General features: G+C 73.0%; 14 protein-coding genes. 1 reads left to right on the top strand and 13 read right to left on the bottom strand.

Annotated features, from left to right (window positions below; genetic code table 11):
- Positions 1-164 precede the first annotated feature (164 nt).
- The 13 genes from BC793_RS42800 to BC793_RS42740 form a co-directional block, all read right to left on the bottom strand.
- Positions 165-914 (bottom strand): maleylpyruvate isomerase N-terminal domain-containing protein, encoded by a 750-nt coding sequence (locus tag BC793_RS42800; protein WP_109602364.1) that lies wholly within the window; start codon positions 912-914, stop codon positions 165-167.
- Positions 915-932: 18 nt separating this feature from the next.
- Positions 933-4,796, bottom strand: coding sequence for an FxSxx-COOH system tetratricopeptide repeat protein (gene fxsT / locus BC793_RS42795; RefSeq protein WP_109602363.1), 3,864 nt, complete (start codon positions 4,794-4,796; stop codon positions 933-935).
- Entirely contained in the window at positions 4,789-5,967 is a 1,179-nt protein-coding gene (locus BC793_RS42790; RefSeq protein WP_109602362.1) for a TIR-like protein FxsC, read from the bottom strand. Before BC793_RS42790 ends, fxsT begins: the two co-directional genes overlap by 8 nt.
- Positions 5,964-6,629, bottom strand: coding sequence for a TIR domain-containing protein (locus BC793_RS42785; RefSeq protein WP_109602361.1), 666 nt, complete (start codon positions 6,627-6,629; stop codon positions 5,964-5,966). Before BC793_RS42785 ends, BC793_RS42790 begins: the two co-directional genes overlap by 4 nt.
- Entirely contained in the window at positions 6,626-7,429 is an 804-nt protein-coding gene (locus tag BC793_RS42780; protein ID WP_249037415.1) for an AAC(3) family N-acetyltransferase, read from the bottom strand. Before BC793_RS42780 ends, BC793_RS42785 begins: the two co-directional genes overlap by 4 nt.
- The gene (locus tag BC793_RS42775) at positions 7,417-9,720 is read right to left on the bottom strand and encodes an FxsB family cyclophane-forming radical SAM/SPASM peptide maturase (protein WP_109602360.1); all 2,304 of its coding nucleotides are present in this window, start codon (positions 9,718-9,720) and stop codon (positions 7,417-7,419) included. The genes BC793_RS42780 and BC793_RS42775 overlap by 13 nt, the downstream gene beginning before the upstream one ends.
- Positions 9,721-10,041: 321 nt before the next feature.
- Entirely contained in the window at positions 10,042-11,112 is a 1,071-nt protein-coding gene (locus BC793_RS42770; RefSeq protein WP_109602359.1) for a TIR-like protein FxsC, read from the bottom strand.
- Entirely contained in the window at positions 11,109-12,368 is a 1,260-nt protein-coding gene (locus tag BC793_RS42765) for a CHAT domain-containing protein (RefSeq protein ID WP_109602358.1), read from the bottom strand. Before BC793_RS42765 ends, BC793_RS42770 begins: the two co-directional genes overlap by 4 nt.
- Complete coding sequence (locus tag BC793_RS42760) at positions 12,365-14,146, bottom strand: vWA domain-containing protein (RefSeq protein ID WP_109602357.1); 1,782 nt, start codon at positions 14,144-14,146, stop codon at positions 12,365-12,367. Before BC793_RS42760 ends, BC793_RS42765 begins: the two co-directional genes overlap by 4 nt.
- Positions 14,133-15,092, bottom strand: a complete 960-nt coding sequence (locus BC793_RS42755) for an AAA family ATPase (RefSeq protein ID WP_109602356.1) — start codon at positions 15,090-15,092, stop codon at positions 14,133-14,135. Before BC793_RS42755 ends, BC793_RS42760 begins: the two co-directional genes overlap by 14 nt.
- Positions 15,089-16,054, bottom strand: a complete 966-nt coding sequence (locus BC793_RS42750; protein WP_109602355.1) for a hypothetical protein — start codon at positions 16,052-16,054, stop codon at positions 15,089-15,091. Before BC793_RS42750 ends, BC793_RS42755 begins: the two co-directional genes overlap by 4 nt.
- On the bottom strand, positions 16,051-16,470 hold the full coding sequence (locus tag BC793_RS42745; RefSeq protein ID WP_146246724.1) for a hypothetical protein: 420 nt from the start codon (positions 16,468-16,470) through the stop codon (positions 16,051-16,053). The genes BC793_RS42750 and BC793_RS42745 overlap by 4 nt, the downstream gene beginning before the upstream one ends.
- A gap of 54 nt (positions 16,471-16,524) precedes the next feature.
- Positions 16,525-18,369: a sensor domain-containing diguanylate cyclase gene (locus BC793_RS42740; protein ID WP_109602353.1), complete on the bottom strand. Its 1,845-nt coding sequence runs from the start codon at positions 18,367-18,369 to the stop codon at positions 16,525-16,527.
- A 102-nt stretch (positions 18,370-18,471) separates the two neighbouring features.
- Here BC793_RS42740 and BC793_RS42735 point away from each other — a divergent pair, with 102 nt between their 5' ends.
- A complete protein-coding gene (locus BC793_RS42735; RefSeq protein WP_109602352.1) occupies positions 18,472-19,422 on the top strand; it encodes an ABC transporter substrate-binding protein in 951 nt (316 codons plus the stop codon).
- Positions 19,423-19,458: the final 36 nt, after the last annotated feature.

Raw genomic sequence — 19,458 nt, 5'->3', positions numbered from 1 at the left:
GGTGAGGGCTCGAACGCTAGGTCCGCCGGCGGGGCGTACGCGTCTGCCCGCGGAGGCATCTTGCGGACCGGCCGTCATACCTGCGATATAGGCGGTGGAGGGATTCGCGGCCGCCCGCCGACGGCGATGACGGGCCGGCGGTCACCCCGGCGGTGTCCTGGGGATCAGAAGCGGGTCAGGTCCAGCCAGCGGTCGAGCAGGACCCGGTCGCCGTGCACCGCGTCCGCGCCGGGGGCCCGACGCCGGTTGAGGATCAGCAGCAGATCCAGGACCGGCGCCGCGCAGACGACGTCGGCCGGCGCCTCGGCGGCCTGCCAGGCCGGGCCGTCCGGGCCGAGCGTGACATGCCAGTGGCCGGCCGTGTCGGTGGCCCGGAACAGCAGCGTCTCACCGGTGCCGGTCAGCTGCCGCAACAGCGCGTTCGGGCTGCCCGGCCCGGCCACGGCGGTGAAGACGAGCAGCAGGTCGGCGATGCCGTCGGCGGCCAGGTCCGCGCCCAGGTCACCGTCCGGCTCCAGGTCGAACCGGTGGATGATCTCGTCGTGCACCATGCGGCGCAGCCAGAACCCGGCGCTCTGGTGTGCCGGCTGGAACGTCCACGCCCGGCTGTCGAAGCCCCGGTCCTCGACGGCGCCGATGAGCAGCCGGGCGCCGCCGGCAAGCCAGCCGCTCCACGCCGCCTGGTCGTCCGGTGCCTCCTGGAGCCGGTAGGGCACCGGCGTGGTGGCGGCCTGCCCGATCACCCCGGCGGCGTACCGGTGGCCGGTGCCGACGTGGGTGACCAGGTCACGCACCGTCCATTCCGGGCAGGCCGGCACCGGGCCGGCCGGTGGGCGGCGGCTGGCCGCGGCGGCGAGCCGGGCCGTCTCCGCCTCGAGTTCGGCCGCGTACCGCCGTGGTTCCAGCCAGGCCATCAGAACGGCTCCCTGCCATCAGAACGGGTGGGGGTCGAGCATGCGGTGCAGGTAGCGGCCTTCGGTCAGGGCGATCACCGCCGGGTGCGAGGCGCCGAGCGCGTGTTCCATCCGGTCGGCGGTGTCGGCGTCCTCGGCGACCGGTTCGCCGGCGGCCTGGCGCATCAGGGCCCGGTTGGCGGCGCAGCGCAGAGTGTCCGGATGTTCCGGCCCCAGCACCTCCCGGTGCCGTTGCAGGGTCGGCTCGATGATGCGCAGCGCGGTGGAGATCTCCCCGGTCTCGGCGTGCAGCACCGCCAGGTTCAGCTCGGCCGCCAGCGTGTACGGATGCCGCGCCCCGAGCACCTCCCGCAGTTCCCCGGCGGCGGTGCGGGCGAACTCCAGCCCCTCGCGCAGCTCACCCTTGGCCCGGTGTGCGGCGGCCAGGTTGTTCAGGCAGACCAGGGTGTGCGGGTGCCGCAGGCCGAGACTCGCGCCGTACGCCAGCCGCACCTCCTCCAGCTCACTGATGGCGCTGCTCACCTCGCCGTTGGCCTGGAGACTGACCGCACGGCTCAGACGGCACGCCAGAGTGTCCGGGTGGGTCGGGCCGACCGCCTCGTTGAGCTGCTCGTACGCCTGCTCCAGCTCGGTCGCGGCGGTCCGCTGGCGCCCCAGGGCACCCAGCGACACCGCCCAGTTGGCCTTGGCACTGAGCGTGCGGTACGACGCCGGTCCGAACACCCGCTCGTGGCGGTGGGCGATCTCCTCCAGCAGTTCGGCGGAGAGCTGGTACTCGCCGGCCTCGCGCAGGTCCCGGCCGAGGTTGGTGCCGGTGCCGAGCGTACGCGGATGATCCTCGCCGTTGATCGTCTTGTTCCGCTCGAAGAGCTCCTCGTCGCGGGCCCGGGCGGCGCGGAAGTCACCGGCCAGCCGCTGGGTGGTGGCCAGGTTGTTCAACGCGGACAGGGTGCGCGACGAGTCCTCACCGAAGTAGTCCATCCACGCGGCGTACGTCTGCTCGTCGCGTTCCTGCGCTTCGCTGTACCGGCCGAGCGCCCGCAGGTCACCGCCGAGCCCGCCGGCGGTCATCAGGGTGTGCGGGTGGGTGGGGCCGAGCAGCGCCGACTGTTCGGCGAGGACCTGCTCGTCGAGGGCGCGGGCCTCCTCGAAGTGGGCCGACTCGCGCAGAATGTTGGCGACGTTGAACCGCAGGTGCAGGATCTGGCGCCGCAGCGATGCCCGGCCGGCCTCGTCGGTCTGGTCGAGGAGCATCTCGTTCCAACGCCGGTCGATCTGCTCGCCGAGCTGGCGGCCCTCGGGCAGGGCGCCGTTGTACCACAGATACCGCACCCGGTCGATCATCAGCTGGCGGACCTGCTCGTCGTCGCACTCGGCCGCGTCGGACATCTCCAGATGCGGCCACAACATCCGGAACCGGGGCCACGACCGGGAGTCGTCGATCTCGTCGCGCGGGCGCAACCCGGCCAGTACCAGGTGGATCTCGTGCCGGGCCTGCCGCAACTCCTGCGGGCTCATCCGGTTGCGGACCACGTGCTGCAGGAGCCGGTGCACCTGGATCTGGCTGCGGGCCCGGTCCAGTTTCAGCAGCGCCAGCCGGTTGATGTGCTGCACCAGCGCGTGCCGGTAGAGCCGGACCGACATCTCCTTGTCGTAGCGGCCCAGCAGGTCGGCCAGTTCGTCGCTGGTGACCAGGTCGAGGGTGATCTCCGGGGCCAGGATCGAGCAGAGCTGCAACAGCCGGTACGCCGCCGGCGAGCGTTCCTGCAGCAGCTCGAGGGACAGGCTCCACACCTGGTCGACGGTGCGGTCCGGGCCCTCCCGTTCGACCCGGCGCAGGTATTCGCCGACCTGCTCGCCGGTCTCGGCGAGCCACGCGCCGGTGGCGGCGACCGCGATCGGCAGGTCGCCGAGGGCCACCGCGATCCGTTCGGCCTGATCGGTACGGATGGTGGCGACCCGAGCCTTGAGGTGGGCGACGCTCTCGTGGCGCTGGAAGACGTCGATCGTCATCGGCTGCGCCCGCTCGCCCCACTCCCGGTTACGCGACGTGATCAGGACGTGGCCGGGACCCTGCGGCAGGAACGGCAGGACCTCCTCGACGTCCTCGGCGTTGTCGAAGACGATCAGCCAGCGGGCGTGCGGCGTGCCCTGCTCCAGCGCGCTGATCACCGACTTGGCGGCGTCCAGGACGCTGGTCTGCGGGGTGGTCAGGCCCAGGGCCTTACCCAGGTCGGACAGGGCGATGTCGATGAACTTGGTCTGCTCGGCGTCGACCCACCACACCACGTCGTAGGAGTTCTTGAACCGGTGGGCGTACTCCAGCGCGACCTGGGTCTTGCCGATGCCGCCCATGCCCTGCAACGCCACCTGGAGCGTCGGCGGCGTGTTGCCGGACACCACGACCGGGCGGCCGCCGCGCAGCCGGGCCCGCAGCTCCCGCAGGTCCTGCTCGCGGCCGGTGAACCGGGCGTTACGGACCAGCGGGTTGAACACCGCCGGCGGGCGGCCCGGGTACCGGACCCCGATCGCCTGCGGATCCATGTCGCCGACGCTGCGCCCGACCAGGCGCAGCACCCGCTCCATCGCCAGTTCCATCGGCTTGCCGCTGATGAACACCGACGCGGCGAGCGGGTAGGCCGGCAGGGGCGAGATGTCGTCGACGTAGACGGCCAGCGCCGGCCGCGCGTCGACCCGGTTGCGGGACACGACGTCGCTCGGCGTACCGGCGGTGGAGTGCGAGACCAGGGTCAGCCGGCGGCCGGTGACCTCGCCGGTCAGGTGGCCGCCCGAGTCGTGCACGCGCAGCCCGGCGGCGGCCAGCAGACCACCGATCCACTCGGCCCAGGCCAGGTCCTCCGGGGCGTACTCCAGCGTCACCTCCTCCTCGGTGACGGGGGCCTGCCGGACGAACCGGTTGACCGTGCGCGCCCGCAGTGCCTCGTCGAGGACCGGCATGGCGGTCACCTCACCGTCGGTGATGTGCGCGGTGAGTCTTTCGTACGCCGCCAGCAGCGACGTCGTCTGACCGGGCGGATCGCCGAACGTCGCGAGGATCTCCTCGTAGGCGTAGAACGCCCGGTACGGCACCTCGACCGCGTTCCAGTAGCGGCTGCGCTCGGCCGGTGACATGCCGTCCGGCAGGCCCGGGAACCGTTGCATCGCCAGGGCCCGCCCGGCGTCGGCCTTGTCCTTCTCGGCCGGGTCGACGCGCATCGGCACCGGCAGCACCCGGATGTCGCGCTGGAGGGTGTTCTGGGCGACCTCGAAGGCCACCTGGGAGGCGCCGACGATGCCCTGCTCGCTGAGGGTGAAGCAGTTGACCAGCACGTCCGGCAGCTGGACGGTGCAGATGGCGGCCACGTCGCTGAGCCCGGTACGGCTGTCGATCAGCGTGTAGTCGTAGTTGGCGCGCATGTCCTGGCGCAGCGCGTCCAGGAACAGGCCGCCGCCGAGCTGCTCGTAGAAGTCGTCCCAGTTCATGCCGGTGAGGTTGGCCGCGTACTTCGAGTTCTGCCGGCCCGCGGAGAGGAAGTCCAGATGCCCGCCCGAGGGGAAGTGGTCCCATTGGACGGAGAACGCGTGCTCGTGGACCCGCGCCAGCTTGCGCCGCCAGTCCGGTTCGAGGGGCTTCTTGAGGGCCTCCCACTCGTAGGCGCGGACCATGTCGATGACACCGCTGGCACCCTCCACCGCCTCGGCCCGGACGAACGGCCCGAAGAACCGGTGCAGACCCGGCGACTCCAGGTCCCAGTCGGTGACCAGCACCCGTTTGCCGTTGGCGGCGAGGATCCAGGCCACATTGGCCAGTGCCATGGTGCGCCCGGTGCCACCCTTGAACGAGTAGAACGTCACCACTTTTCCGGGCCGCTGCTCACTCATCGTCGCTCTTCTCGAATCCGCGTCGTTGCGATGGGTCGTTGATGCCGAGTCGTGGCCGGGCGGGACCCTCCGGCAGCGGGACGGCGCTGCGCCGGATGAAGTGGCGCCGGGCCTCACTCACCACCGACGGCATCAGCTTGGCCAACTGTTCCACATCGAGTGCGCGGTACACGCGGGCCGCGCCGAGCTCGGAGAGCCGTGCCTCCGCCCCGGCCAGCAGGGCCGTGCCGTCACCCGGATACCGCGGATCCTCCCGGTCGGCCACCAGCACCGGGGTGACCCAGCGGTGCAGGTGGCCCCGGAACACGTCGAGCGCGGCCGTACCGCCCGGCTGCCACGGATCGACCAGGATCATGCCGGGGGAACCGTCCAGGATCTTCATCTCGTCGGCCCGGTCCACGATCCGGACGGCGAGACCCTGCTGTTCGGCCCGGGTCGCGGCGAACTCGGCGATCGGGACGTCCGGCGTGCCGCCGTACGGCTGCCAGGTCGGCATGGCGCCGCGGCCGGTGCTGACCGCCACGACGAACGGCGTCTCCCCGGACGGCAGGTCCGGCACGGGAACCCCGTCGAACGGCACGGTCCGGCTCGCGGCCAGCCGCCGGCGTTCGGTCACGTCGACGATCCGCTGGGCGAGCCGGTCGATGACCCGGTGATACAGGTGGCGGTAGGCGCTGAGCCGGCCCAGCGCCCGCAGACCGTTCTCCGCGTACTCGGGGATACCGGCGCCCAGCGGCAGTGCCGCGGTGGCCTCGGTCTCCTGGTCCCGGTCGGTGACCGGCAGCCACAGCACCGGCACGATGTGCGCCCGCGCCGCCGCCGGCCGGCCCGGATAGGCACGCCCGAGCCGTTCCAGGAACACCGCCCGCTCCCGCATCGGCCACGACTTGAGGAAGTAGCCGGGGGAGTAGAGCGGCACGAACACCTCGGCCCGGCCCAACTGCTCGGCGATCGTCGCCTTCGAGGTGGCGCCGGGCGCGAGCAGGTCGTCGACGAACCCGACGGACGCCGGATCGGAGCCGAGCTGCCGGGCCACCGCGGTGGACAGGTCGTCGAAGCAGTTGCGCACCCAGATGTCGGTGTCCCGGTGCCCGGACGACGTACCGGGGGCACTCTTGGCGTACGACAGGAAGAAACGGCAGCGGTCCGGCGGCGGCGGGGTCGGGTTCATGACGGGCCCTCCGTGAAGCTCGTACGCAGGTCCTCGACACCGTCCGGGACGGAGGGCTCGACCCGGTACCGGCCGTGGATGCGCTGGATGTGCATCGCCAGTTTCCAGACGATCGCGTCGTAGATCGCGGTCTGCCCGGTCCGGGCGACGCCGAGCAGCCCGTCGGTCAGATAGCGGGCGGTCCAGTCCTCATCGGGCAGCCCGGTGGGGGTGAACATGCGGACGGCGGCGACCGGCGCCGGCAGATCCTGCTCGAACGGGGTCCACAGCACCGGCACGATCGCGCTCTCGGCGCGCGGCACCGCCCCTCGGCGTGGCACCACCCGGCGGCGGGCGAACACGTCCCACTCGAGCGGGCACCAGCTGCTGTGGAACAGGTACGGGTACGACACCAGGCACACCATCACCTGGCAGGTGCCGGCCGCCTGGAGCACGGTCTTCTGCCACAGGTCACCGCCGCCGCGCCCGAGGTCCAGGAAGCCGGGCTCCCCGCCGACGGGAGAGCCGATCAGCTCGTTGACCAGCTCACTCAGGTCGTCGAAGAGCCGGATGACGTTGCGGTTGGGCTCCCGGGGCGGACCCACCGACCGGGTCCGGTCCGGACGGGAGTAGCTCAGGAAGAACACCGGGGCGCCCGGGTCGTCCGCGGTCCGATCGGTCACGCGCCGTCCTCCTTCCATCGCCGGTTGTCAGTCAACCATCGCACCGCAAAATCGACCGCCCCGCGCAGCGGAGTCAGCAGCGCCTCGGTCCGGCCGATCCGGCCGCGCCGTGACCCACCGGTGCGGTCGAAGGCCGCCCCGAGCGCCGCGAAGTCCCGATCGTCGTGGTCGATGCCGAGGAAGTGCTCGGTGACCCGCTTGCCGTCCCGCTCGACGAAGCACGTGTACTGCTTGCGCCGCGGCCACCGCACCCGCCCCTCCGCCAGGTGCAGCCCGGTGCACCGCTCCCACCCGCAGCCGATCATCAGCTCGTGTGCCCCGGCCCGGTACAGCGCGCCCACCGGCGACCGCTCGCCGAGATGGCAGTCCAGGTCGTGCACCGCCATGAACTCGGCCGCCCGTGGCCCGGACGCCGCGAACGACGTCTGCGGGTGTCCACTGCGGACCGTACCGGGGCGGGACCGGACGTGCTCGGCGAACACGCCCATCCCGGTCGACGGCATCGCCCGCGTGAAGCCGGGCATGGCGTCCAGATAGCGGGCCAGCTCCGCCGGGGCCATCCCGCGGGTCGCCGCCCGGAACGCCGGGCTGGTCGTCGAGTTGTGCGCGGTGTGCGTGGGCACCACGATCGTCGCGTCCGGACCGGTCACCTCGCGCAGCGCCTCCAGCAGCGTCCGCGGGCCGTCGCGCGGCGGGCCGAGCCGGCGCAGCGAGACGTGCACCACCAGGTCACCGGCGGGCAGCCCCAGCGTCCGCAGGTCGGCCACCAGGCCCGCCCGGTCCGGCCTCACCCCGGCCACTCCTCGATCGTCGCGGCCAGCCGGTCCAGGAAGTGCCGGCCCGCGGCGGTCAGCGCACCCGAACCGGACAGGTGACCGATCGCCTCCACGGTCCAGTGCCGGTACATGTCGTAGTGCTTCTCCGCACCGGCCTCGCCCCGGCCGGCCCGGCGCCGCCACATGCCGGCGACCGGCAGGTGCGCGTAGATACCCTGCAGCACCAGCTCGGCCGGCCGCGGATCGGGCCGCCAGCCCACCGTCACCAGCACGTCGGTGTCCGGGTCGACCAGGTCCACCAGATCCAGGATCGCGCCGAGTTTGGTGTGCTGGAACTCGTGCACCAGCATCACCGCCAGCGCCGCCGGGTCGGGGGTGAGGGCGATGCCGAGCGCGCCGTACGCCTGACGGGACGTGGCGCTGCGCAACGTCACCGGGTCGGCGGCCAGCGGGGTGATCGTGGTGAGCCCGCCGGCCAGCCCGGCGGCCTGCTCCGGGGCGTCGCGCAGCACTGACGGCCACGCCGAGCGCAGCGCCTCCGCCCAGGCCCGCCGCTCGCCGCCGGTCAGCGGGCCGGTGGGCGGCCAGCCGTGACAGTCCCGGTACGGGTCGGCGTCCTCCAGCCGCACGGTCAGGTCCCCCACCGTCACCGAGGCGGTCGGCGCCCACCGGGCCTCCCCGGGCGCGGCCCGGACCTGCTGAGGCTCGAGCCGGGCCTCGCCGGGCGCCGGCCGGACCTCGCCAGGCGCGAGCCTGACCTTCTGAGGCGTTAGCGGGATCGACCCGCCCGGCCACCGGGCCGTCCCGTCACCGCGGATCAGCAGGCCCGTCACGCCGGGCGGCACGGTCAGGGTGCCGAGCGTCGGCAGGTGCACCCGGTCGTGGCGCGGTGTCACCGGCACCTCGGCGTCGACGCCGGCGATCACCGCGGCCGCCGCCACCAGGTCGGCGAGCCGGTCCGGGCGGTCGTGCCCGCCGAGGAGACGGACCGCCCACGCCCGCACGAAGGGGTGGGCCAGCACCCGCCGTACCGCCGCCGGGTCCTGCCCGTCGATCTCGCCGAGCAGCGACCAGGCCGCACCGGGCAGCTGATCGGCCGCGGCCACCAGCAGAGACCGGGTGATCGACTCCTGCGCGGCCGTGAGATGGCCGACAGCGGTCGCGTCGCCGCCGCCCGAGGCCAGCTCGTCGAAGACGGGCCGGGGCAGTTCGGACGGGCCGGGCGGCGGATCGCTGTCCATCGCGGTGATGAGTCCCTTCAGGTCGGCACAGTAGACGGACGGGTTGTCGAATCCGGAGCCGGAACGGAACCGGTGCGCGTAGAGGCCGCCACCGCAGCGGGCCACCAGCGGGCAGGCCCGGCAGGTGGCCGAGAGCCCGGCCAGGCCGCTCTGCCGCCGCCGCATCGCGGGCAGGGCGATCAGGTCGTCGGCGGAGGCGGTGAACACGGTCAGGCCGGTCGCCGCCGCCCCGTGGAACGCGGTCTTCATCGAGTCCGGCTGCTCCCACGAGCCGTCCGTCTCGACCACCGCCAGGTCACCGCGGTCGGCGCCGACCGACTCGACGCCGCTGTCCCGGCCCCCGGCGGTGGCGTGCAGCGCGTCGAACAGCCGGATCGGCACCGGGCGCCCGTCGGACAACCAACGGCGATAGATCCGCAACAGCCAGTCCGCGTACGGGGTACCGCCCACCGCGGTGAACGGCGGAGGCTCGTCCCAGGTCGCGTGCGGGAGCAGCAGGTCGATCCGGGGCGGCTCCTGCGCCAGCAGCGCCTGGTAGACGGCGATCGGCTCGTTGCGCACGTCGATGGTGCACAGGATCCCGGCGTACGCGGCCCGGAAACGCGGCGACCGCAGCAGCGCCAGCCCCCGCACCGTCCGCTCGTGACTGCTCGCCCCGTTGCGGTAGCGCCGGTGCAGATCGTTGGCCGCCCGGCCGCCGTCCAGCGACACCCCGGCCCGGACGCCGAACTCCAGCAGCAGCTCCGCCATCGGCTCGTCGAGACGGATCCCGTTCGTCTGCATCCGCAGATCCAGGGCCGTCACCGTGCCCACCACCGACCGTAGAACGGTCAGCAGCTCCCGCAGCCGGGCCCGGCCCAGCAGCAGCGGCTCCCCACCGTGCAGAACCACGCCGACCGACGGCAGCCGGTGCCGCACCGCGTGTTCGGCGATCCGTGCCGCCGTACGCTCCACCACGGCCGCCGACATGGTCGGCGGCCGCTCGCGCCAGGTCTGGTCCGCGTGTTCGTAGACGTAGCAGTGATCGCAGGCCAGATTGCAGAGCTCGTGAACCTTGAGGACGAACTGGCGCACCGGCCGGGCCGGCGGCGCCGTGCGCTCAGATGGCCGACTGGAACGCGGAGACGTCAGAAGGCCGCTCCCGTGCCGCCACCCGGTCCGCCGGCGCGGCTGACCGCATGATCCGATTGACGATCCTCGAGACGTCCCGCGCGGCCCCGCGATCCAGCGGAACGGGCGCGGTCATCTGGCGTGATGTGGGTTCTTCCACGGCGCTTGTCTCCCCGGTGACCGGTGGTGGGCACGGAAGCTCGCCCGATCAGGACGAGCGGCTCCTAGAGCATAGACAGACCTCGACGTAAAGTCACCCGCCTCTCCACGGATGGTGACCGTCGGTCAGAAGCTGTTCGGCAGGCCCTCGATGCCGTCCGGAACCAGTGGCTCGACCCGGTAGTTCGAATGAATGCGCTGAATGTGCATCGCCAGTTTCCAGACGATCGCGTCATAGGCCGCGGCCTGCCCGGTCTGTGCCAGACCCATCAGGCCCTCTTCGCGGTAGAGGGCGATCGCGCTCTCATCCGGTAGCCCGGTCGGTGTGAACATCTGCACGGCCGCGATCGGCGCGGGCACCGGCTCACTGAACGGCGTCCACAGCACCGGAACGATCGCGGTTCGGCCGTGTGGGTCGAGGCCGTCCCGGGACACCACCCGGCGGCGGGAGAAGACACTCCATTCGAGTGCGCACCACGGGCTCCGGAAATACGGGCCGGACACCAGGCTCACCATCACCTGAGAGGTGCCGGCCGCCCGCAGAATGGAGCTCTGCCACCTGTCGCCCCCGTCCAGGATGCGGTCCATGAAGCCGGGGGAGTCGCCGACCGGCGATCCGACCAGCTCGTTCACCAGTTCGTTCAGGTCGTCGAAGAACCGGATCACGGCGCGGTTCGGGTCGCGGGGCGGCCCGACCGTGCGGGAGCGCTCCGGGCGGGCGTAACTCAGGAAGAAGACCGGGGCGGCCGGATCGTCCACGACCGGCGCGGTCTCCGGCGGGCGTGTGGACCGGCGGCGGGGCGGGGGCGCGGGACGTTCGGCGGTCTGGATCCCGCTGCCGTCCAGGGGGAGCGCGGCGGTGTAGAACGGCACGCCGCCCGCGGTGGTGAGGGTCAGCCACAGGTTCGCGGTGGCCGGATCGGCGGAGGCGTCGGTCAGCTCGGCACGGAAATACGTCGGTCCGTAGGTGCCGCCGAACCGGTGCAGCACCACCCCGGCGCTGTCCAGGGCCCGGACCGTGCACGACGGCCGCCCGTCGATCATGCAGCCGACCAGGAACTCCTCCTCGTCGTAGGGCCAGCCGGCGGCGGGGTCGGCGAGCTGGAGATCCACCGAGATGATCCGCGAGGTGGCCGACCCCTCGTCCGGATGCCAGCTGACCACCGGCTGGACCGGCACGTCACGGACCGGGCTCACGACGGCTCTCCCAGGACGAAGACGGCGTCCGGGTGACCGAAGTAGACGTAGCGGGACGCGTACAGGAAGTCCCGGATCGCCTCGCGCTGTTCGGCATCCAGGGTGAGGGTGTCGGCCGGGAGGCCCCGGGCGGACCCCGCGCGGTGCTGCCGCAGGAACTCGGGGATCCGGACGCCGCCCGACCGGGCCAGGACGATCATGCGGCGGGCCAGGGCCGCGGACGACCCGGTCGGCACCTCGCCCATGGTGGCCAGGACGGCGCGGGCGTGGCGGCGCAGGAAGACCTCGGCGAAGTTGCGGTTGGCCCGGTCGCCCATCGCCGGGTCGAAGACGGGGCGGGCCGAGTTGCAGGCGTTCAGCATCACCACCGACCCGGACGCCCGCATGGCCCGCAACCGCAGCGTCTCGAACCGGGACAGGGATATCCCGCCGAGCTTGGCACTGCGCAGATCCGCGCCGTACTCGCCGTGGGCCCGGACATAGACCAGGCCGAAGCGCCGCTCCTCGAGGTCGAGGTCCCGCAGCAGCGCGACGAGCGTCTCCCGGCTGCTGCACGCGGCGACCGAGGAGATGCTCAGCCCGGCCCGGGAGACCAGGTCCCGGTCCTCGTAACAGAGGATCTCACCACCGGATCGCACCTGCTCGTCCCTCGCGCTGAACTGGTGGTGACGCCCGGTGTCGTGGATGGTGGTCCATCGGGTCACCTCGAAGTCGGCGCCGAGCCACAGGTGCTCGTCGCCGAAGGTGAGCCGGAGCAGCTCCCACGGGATGCCGGTGTCGGTGTCGTCCCAGATGATCAGCCGGTGGAAGGCGCCCACGGTGCGGTGCAGTCGCGTCAGCCACTCCCGCAGCGCGTGCTTGGTGCTGGACCAGGCCATGATGAACTCGTAGTACTCCACCGCCGCGTCCAGCGCCGTGTCGTCGCCGGCCTCCAGCGCGCCGTCGATGGTCAGGCCGGGCCGCAGGTGGGCCGACTCGTCGGACTCGTCGGTGCTCCACACCCGGCCGCGGAAGTACCCCTCCAACCGGAACCGGTACCGCCCGGGTACGTCGTCGACCGCGATCACCTTGAGCAGCGCGACGTCCTCGGGCAGTCGCTCACTCAGGTCCGGGGCGGCGGCCGGGACCGCGATCCCGATCTCGTCCCCGGGCGGCGCCGCGGGACGGGCCCCGGCGGTGCGTTCGGCGGCCACCGGCGCGAGCGGGGCCGGTGCGGTAAGGCCTTTCAGTGCTCCGGCCACCCGGTTCGTCGTCATGGGGCACCGTCCGGCCGGGCGACCATGCCCGCCATGGCGTCCGCCAGCGCGAACGGCAGATCCCGGTAGTGGCTCAGCTCCGGCGGGGCCAGCACGACCGTGCGTACCGCCCGCAGTCCGGCGACACCGGCGGCGACCGTGAGGGCGTCGTCGATGCCGGCCCGGCTGACCGATCGCGGCATGACGTTGCGCTGGCTCGCCTCCAGCGGGACGTTGCCCCGTGCGTCCGTGACCACCACGAGCCAGGCCTCGCCGTCACGGACCGGCAGGTTGCGCCGGCGCAGCCGCATCTCCTGGATCGCCAGGTCGAGGCCGTGCGCCAGCGGTGTGGCCCGGGCCGGTGCCCGGTCGAGAGCCGCGTTCAGCAGCGGATCGAGGACCCCGGACAGCCGGCGCCGCTCGGCCTGCAACTCCGAGTCTGCGTCCCGGTGCCCGATCTCGATCAGGCTGACCGCGGCCCGCCGGGTGTAGGCCCAGCCCAGGTACGGCGCGAGAGCGGCCGTGACGTCCCAGTCGCGCCGGCTGGTGTGGTCGAGCAGGAGCACCAGAGCGGCGTCGGGTTGCGGCTGCCGCCGGTTCGACCGCAGGTCCGACACGTGGATCCGCAGCGGCGCACCGGCGCCGTGGCGGACCCGCCGGAACTTGGCCGCCTCCAGGACCGTCGCGAGATAGGCGATGTCGACGGGCCGCCCCGACGGTTCGGCGCCGATGATCGGGCCGCGGGTGGACCGCCGGCCGTCGGCCCGTTGCCACGGCACCCGCAGGCCGGCGAAGTCCGGCATCGCGTCCGGCGAGTCCTCCGGGTACAGCGGCTGCCGCGGTGCGGTGGCCGGGCCGGGGCCGGGTGCCAGGACGCTGGTGGGTACCGGCGGGGTGTCCGGCCGGGCCGGGGTGCGGATCTCGACGTCCCCGGGCCGCGCCGGTGGGGTGGCCGTGTCGTCGCCGGTCGCGGCGGGGTGGGCGGGCGACGCCGGCCGGGCCGGGGCGGCCGCGGGGCGCGTGCTGGTGCCGCGGAAGCCGAGCAGTTCGGCGGCCCGGTGGACGTGGCGCGCTTCGACCGTGGCGGACCGGTCCGAGACGGCGACGGCCCGAGCCGCGCGGGCGAGGGCCAGGTCGCGGCGGTGCGGTGCCGCCGGCCCGCCGACCACGGTGGTGACGAGCGTGGCCGCCTCCGCCGTCATCACCGCCGGCGGGCCGGTCAGCGGCGCCGGGTCGGGCAGCGCGGGCAGCAGGCCGGTGGTGTGCCCGTCCAGGGCGGCCACCAGCTCCGCGGGGGTGCGCGCCGGTGTTCCGAGGTCCGCGGCGGCGACGCGTACCGCAAAACGGTCCAGCAGATGCGGTGACAGCCGCTCCGCGTCGGCCGCCGGGCAGGCGGCCAGCCACCGGGCCCGCGGGCGCCAGGCCGCATGGAGTCCGTGCCGGTCCGCGACCGCACCGTCGGCCCCGATCAGCACGGTGGCCGCCCTGGTCACCGCCAGGTTCGCCCGGGCCAGGTCGGGGATGACGGCGATCAGCGTGGTGCCCGGTGACTCCGCCAACCGGCCGGGTGCGGGGGCCAGGCCGGCGTCCGCGGTCACCCAGAGGGTGTCGTCGCCGTCGTCGGCGCCCAGCGTGACGATCCGGGCCGGCCCGCCGATCGTGGCCGCCAGCCACGAGGCGAGGCCGCCGATCAGGTCCGGGCGCAGATCCAGCAGCAGGATGCCGCCCAGGCGGTGATCGAACGCGGCGCACGTCAGCGTGCCCGCGATGCGGTCGGTGACCGTGTCAGCCCGCAGCACTTGTCGCCCGCGCCACGATCGCGTCGTCCTCGGCCGACCACCGGCGCAGCGTGCCGCTCTCGCTCGTCCCGCGGCGGTGGACCAGGGTCAGCGGTGCCGCCTCGGCCAGGTGGGCGGCGTTCACCTCGGCGGCGCCGGCGATGGCGGCGATCGCCCGTGCCGCCCGCAGCATGGCCAGCTCGCCGCGATGCCCCTCCAGGCTGAACTCGGCGGCGATGGCACCGGCCATGGTGGCGGCCTTCTCCGGGACCACGACCGCGGGCACCCGCTCCCGCGCGGCGTCGAGCCGCCCGCGCCGCTGCCCGTCGGCCGTGTACGCCGCCCGCAACTGATCCGGTGGCCCGGTGAGCAGCCGCTCGAACTCCAGTACGGTCGTCAGGATCTCGGCGCGCTCACCCGCCGACCCGGCCGAGTCCACCCACACCACCAGGCCGAACCGGTCCAGCAGCTGGGGCCGCAGACCGCCCTCCTCCGGGTTCATCGTGCCGACCAGGTTGAACCAGACCGCGACGTTGCGGCGGGAGACGCCGTCGCGCTGAACGGTCAGGATCCCGGTGGCGGCCGCGTCCAGGATGATGTTGACGAGGTGGTCCTCCAGCAGGTTGATCTCGTCGATGTAGAGGACGCCCGTCCGGCCCTCGCCGCCGGCCTCCTCGATCAGGCCGGGCATCCACGTGCTCGTGCCCTGGAGCAGCTTGTCGATGTTCCAGCCGCCGACCACGCGGTCGTCGGTGGCGCCGATCGGCAGGGTGACCGGCAGGTCGCCGAAGACCATCCGGGCGAAGGCCCGCACGGTCGTCGACTTGGCGGTGCCCCGCCGGCCGGTGGCCAGCACACCCCCGACGGAGGGGGAGACGTAGGCGATCTCCAGGGCCTTCTTCAGGCCCTCCTGCGCGACGACCCGGGTGTACGGGAGGACGAACGGCGGTGGCGTCGGCTCGATCATGGTCTCTCCTGGTCCGGCTGCGGCGGGTGCTCGTACGACCCGCGCAACGGCACGCCCTGCCGGAGCAGGTCACACAGCTCCTGGTTGGCGATCCGCTCGGCCGTCTGGTTGCGGGGCAGCGGCAGGTGCAGCGCGGTCCGCAGATCGAAGCGGTGCAGGTCCAGCGCGGCACGCACCCCGGCGCCGTACGCGGCCGCGGCCCGCACCGCCCCGGCGTAGCTCAGCACCGCGATCGTCATCGGCACGGCCGCCAGCAGCGTCCACCAGCCGGACCGCCAGGCGAGCAGGCCGGCCGCCCCCACCGTGGTCAGCGCCATCACCGCACACATCCGGACGGCGCCGTCGAGAGCGTCGCGCAGATCGTCGACCACGCCGCGGATGGTGTCACCGAGCAGCGGATAGAGGTGCGGCCAGACCACGATCGGGTCGAGACCGTACTCCTGCCCGGCGGTGTCGGCGGTAGCGGCCAGCACGTTGCCCAGCCGGGTGGCGCGGACGGCGTCCTCGGCCGGATACCGGGAGCGCAGCCGTGCCGACGCCAGACCGGCCTCGTTGACCAGCCGCTGCTCCCCGGGTTGTCCGGCGGCCTGCGCGGCGGCGGTGATCGCGGCGGTCACCCGGTCCGCCATCCGGCCGCGCAGCGTGACGTGCCGCCGCTGCCGGGCCGAGGCGCCGAGCCGGCCCGGGAACTCGCCTTCCAGGACACGTACCAGCAGGGTCTGCAACGGCTGCAGGATCACCGCGACCAGCACGACGGCGAGGCCGATGAGGACCGCCTCCAGCACGCCGAGGTCCTTGGCGGTCGCCCAGGCGTCGCCGAACCGGACCCGCTGCCCGGGAGCCCCCGCCCAGACCAGGGCGATCAGGAACAGGGCCGCGGCGTACGTCGGCAGGTAGGCGACCCGGAAGAAACGGGGCGAGGCCAGGACGTCCGGTGGGTTGGCGAGGGCGTCGAGACTCAACGTCGCAGCTCCATCCGGCCGTGGGCGCATCGCGGTAGATCACGGGTGTCGTGGTGCATGCGGTGTGCGGTCAGGCCGCACGGCCGGCAGGCGAAGACGAGTAGACGGTAGCGGGTGGAGTCACCCAGCGGCTCCAGACGTTCGCCGGTGCCGGGTTCGGCCGCGGTGCCCTCCGCCGCCCACAGCATGGCCCGGGTGACCACGCCGACCGGGCGGTCGCCGACCGTGACGGTCACCGCCGACGCGAACGACTTCTGGAAGAAGGCCCGCACCCTGCGTTCGGCGGCGCGGAAGGAGCCGGACCCGGCGACGTCCACCGTGTCCGGAGCCGGTGGCGCCGTCTCGTCGACGAGCGTCCTCAACTCGACAATCAGATCGTCCTCGTCCACGGCGTCCACATCACACGACCGCGTCAAGACCGTCAATCCTTTACGCTGCCGGACCGCCCCTTTTACGCTGCCGGGCTCGCTCTACGCTGCCGGGCTCCGGAACGTCCTGAGTGCACGCACCGACGCGTGGACCCGGTCCCGGCCGTCGTGCTTGGCCGTGTAGAGGGCGTCGTCGGCACGCTGCAACAGCTGGGCGATCGACTCGCGGGTGTCCCAGGTGGCCACGCCGATGCTGCACGTCTGCGCGTCCGGCATCGCCGCCCGCATCCGGTCCAGCACCGTGACCGCGTCGTCGGTGGCCGTGCCGGGCAGGGCGAACATGAACTCCTCCCCACCCCAGCGGGCCAGGAAGTCCTCGTCGCGCATGCCGGCCACCAACGCCGCGGCGGCCCGTTGCAGCAGCTCGTCGCCGGCGGCGTGGCCGTACGTGTCGTTGTAGCGTTTGAAGTGGTCGAGGTCGGCGATCGCCACGGTCAGCGGCTCACCGGTCCGCCCGGCCTCGGCGACCATCCGGTCCATCGCCTCCTGCCAGGCCCGCCGGTTCGGCAGCGCGGTCAGCGTGTCGGTGAACGCCATCCGCTCCAGCCGGCGCAACAGCCGCTCGTGCTCCAGCGCCAGTGCCGTCTCGTCGGCGAGCAGGGCCACCGCACGCGTACGGTAGTCGCTCACCGTCTCCACCCGGCGCCGCCAGCCGACCGCCAGGACCGCGGTCACCGCACCGTCCACGATCACCGGCTGCCACAGCATGGACCGGCCGTCGACCATCTTCAGCAGCGCCGCCGACACCCGCGGGTCGGACGCCGGGTCGGCCAGGAAGATCGGCTCACCGCCGGCCCACACCCGGGCGATCATCGAGGTGCCGTCCAGCGGAACCCGGGTGCCGATCACGTCGGCGCCGTCCGCGTCGGTCACCACGACCTCACGGGCCGGGCCGGGCAGGGTACGGCCACCGGGGTCCGCCGAGGCCTCCAGCAGGGTCACGTTGTCGGCGGCGGCCAGGTCGCGGATCGCGGCGATGATCGTGGCACGGGCGTCCTCGCCGGTGCGGATCCGGCGCGCCGCCGCGGCGACCGCGGCCAGCAGCCGGTGCGAGTCGCGGGCCTCCTGCTCGGCCAGGTGCCGGTCGGTGACGTCCTGCATCTGGAGCAGCGTCCACGGGCGGCCGCCGGCCTCGCTGGTGGCGACCGTGGTGTACGCCCAGCGGACGGATCCGTCCGGTCGTACCATCCGCTGCTCGCCCTCGGTGAGGAAAGGCCCGACGTCCGCGCCGAGGACCTCGTCCTCCGGGCGCCCGGCCAGCTCGCAGAAGGCCGGATTGGCGGCCACCACCCGCCCGGTCCCGTCGGCGATCGCCACCCCGGCCGGTGACGCGTTGAACAGCCGCTCGAACCGCTCGGCCACCGTCGTCACCTTCTCGTGTGCCCGCTTGAGCGCCCGCTGCCGGCGGCGCAGCGCCTCGTGCATCAGCGCGCCCAGCATCGCCGCGAACGCCACCTGCACGCTGTAGTAGCCGGTCTCGGGCCCGCGGAGATGCTCCTCCAGGCCCACCGTCAGCGCCCACCCGCCGACACCGGTCAGCGCCGACGCCGCGAAGATCCGCCGGGACGTGACGGCCGCGCCGACGCCGAGCAGCGTCAGCATCAGGGTGGTGCTGTATTGCAGGCTGCCGGTGACGGCCACCTGCGCCACGCTGTCGATGATCGGCAGGAACGCCAGGTACTCGCCCCGGCGGCCGGGCTTGCGGCTCATCGCGGCGATGCCCATGAGCAGCGCGGTCACGCTGTCCAGCACGGTCATCACGGTGCGGGCCGGGCCGGCCAGGATGAGGAAGTTGCTGACGGCGAGCGCCAGATACACCACGGCGAGAGCGCCCCGGATCCACCGGGTCGCGGCGTCGCCACGCCGTCCACCGTTCACGTACGACATGCCCGCGCCACCTCCCCTCGCCCTTGGCGGATCTTTCGGCAGGGGTACGGCCGACCTGAACCTAATTGACGGAAGCGAATGTCGCGTCTAGGTTCCGTGTCCATGCGACGATCAACCCTGCTCGCGGTCCTCACCACGGCGATGCTGCTGGCCGCCGGGTGCGGCACCGATCCGGAACCGTCCGGCACCGAGGTCGACAAGGTCAACACCGGGGTGATCGCGATCGTCGACGTCGCGCCGATCTACCTCGGCAAGGAGAAGGGCTTCTTCACCGAGCAGCGGATCGACCTCACCCTGACCACCGCGCAGGGTGGCGCCGCGATCGTGCCGGCCGTGCTCAACGGGCAGTACCAGTTCGGGTTCAGCAACACCATCTCGCTGCTGCTCGGCGCCTCCAAGGACCTGCCCGTCAAGGTCGTCGCCAACGGCACCAACTCCACCGGCGTCGACGGCCAGGACTTCGGCAGTCTCTTCGTCAAGGCCGACAGCCCGATCAAGAGCGCCAAGGGCCTCGCCGGGCGTACGGTCGCCGCGAACACCCTGAAGAACATCGTCGAGACGAGCGTGCGCGAGTCGGTCCGCAAGGACGGCGGGGACGCGGCCGCCGTCAAGTTCACCGAGCTCGCCTTCCCCGACCAGGTCCCGGCGCTGGAGTCGGGCAGCGTCGACGCGATCTTCGTGGTCGAGCCGTTCCAGCAGGCCGCCGTGGCCGCGGGTGCCCGCCGGATCGCCTCCAGCTACGTCGACGCCGCCCCCGATCTGACCGTCGCCATGTACTTCACCTCCCAGCAACTGCTGGGCAGCGACCCCGACCTGGTCGCCCGCTTCACCACGGCGATGAAGAAGTCCCTGGCGTACGCCGACGCCCACCCCGACGAGGTCCGCAACGTCCTCGCGAGCTACACCAAGATCACGCCCGAGGTGCGGGCCGCGCTGGTGCTCCCGAAATGGCCCGCCGACATCAACACCGCCTCCGTCGAGGCCCTCGCCGGCCTGGCCGTCACCGACGGCCTGCTCACCGCGAAACCCGACCTGACCAAGCTGCTGCCCTGACCAAGCTGCTGCCCTGACCGGGCTGATTCCGACGGC

The sequence above is a fragment of the Actinoplanes xinjiangensis genome (assembly GCF_003148685.1).
Lineage (GTDB): Bacteria > Actinomycetota > Actinomycetes > Mycobacteriales > Micromonosporaceae > Actinoplanes > Actinoplanes xinjiangensis.
Note: the sequence above shows the minus strand (reverse complement) of the source record. Positions and strands in the feature narration are given on the sequence as shown.

Excerpts from the sequence above, each read along its gene's own strand:
- BC793_RS42800 (WP_109602364.1), bottom strand. The coding sequence starts at position 914 with ATGGCCTGGCTGGAACCACGGCGGTACGCGGCCGAACTCGAGGCGGAG.
- fxsT (WP_109602363.1), bottom strand. The coding sequence starts at position 4,796 with ATGAGTGAGCAGCGGCCCGGAAAAGTGGTGACGTTCTACTCGTTCAAG.
- BC793_RS42790 (WP_109602362.1), bottom strand. The coding sequence starts at position 5,967 with ATGAACCCGACCCCGCCGCCGCCGGACCGCTGCCGTTTCTTCCTGTCG.
- BC793_RS42765 (WP_109602358.1), bottom strand. The coding sequence starts at position 12,368 with ATGACGACGAACCGGGTGGCCGGAGCACTGAAAGGCCTTACCGCACCG.
- BC793_RS42755 (WP_109602356.1), bottom strand. The coding sequence starts at position 15,092 with ATGATCGAGCCGACGCCACCGCCGTTCGTCCTCCCGTACACCCGGGTC.
- BC793_RS42740 (WP_109602353.1), bottom strand. The coding sequence starts at position 18,369 with ATGTCGTACGTGAACGGTGGACGGCGTGGCGACGCCGCGACCCGGTGG.
- BC793_RS42735 (WP_109602352.1), top strand. The coding sequence starts at position 18,472 with ATGCGACGATCAACCCTGCTCGCGGTCCTCACCACGGCGATGCTGCTG.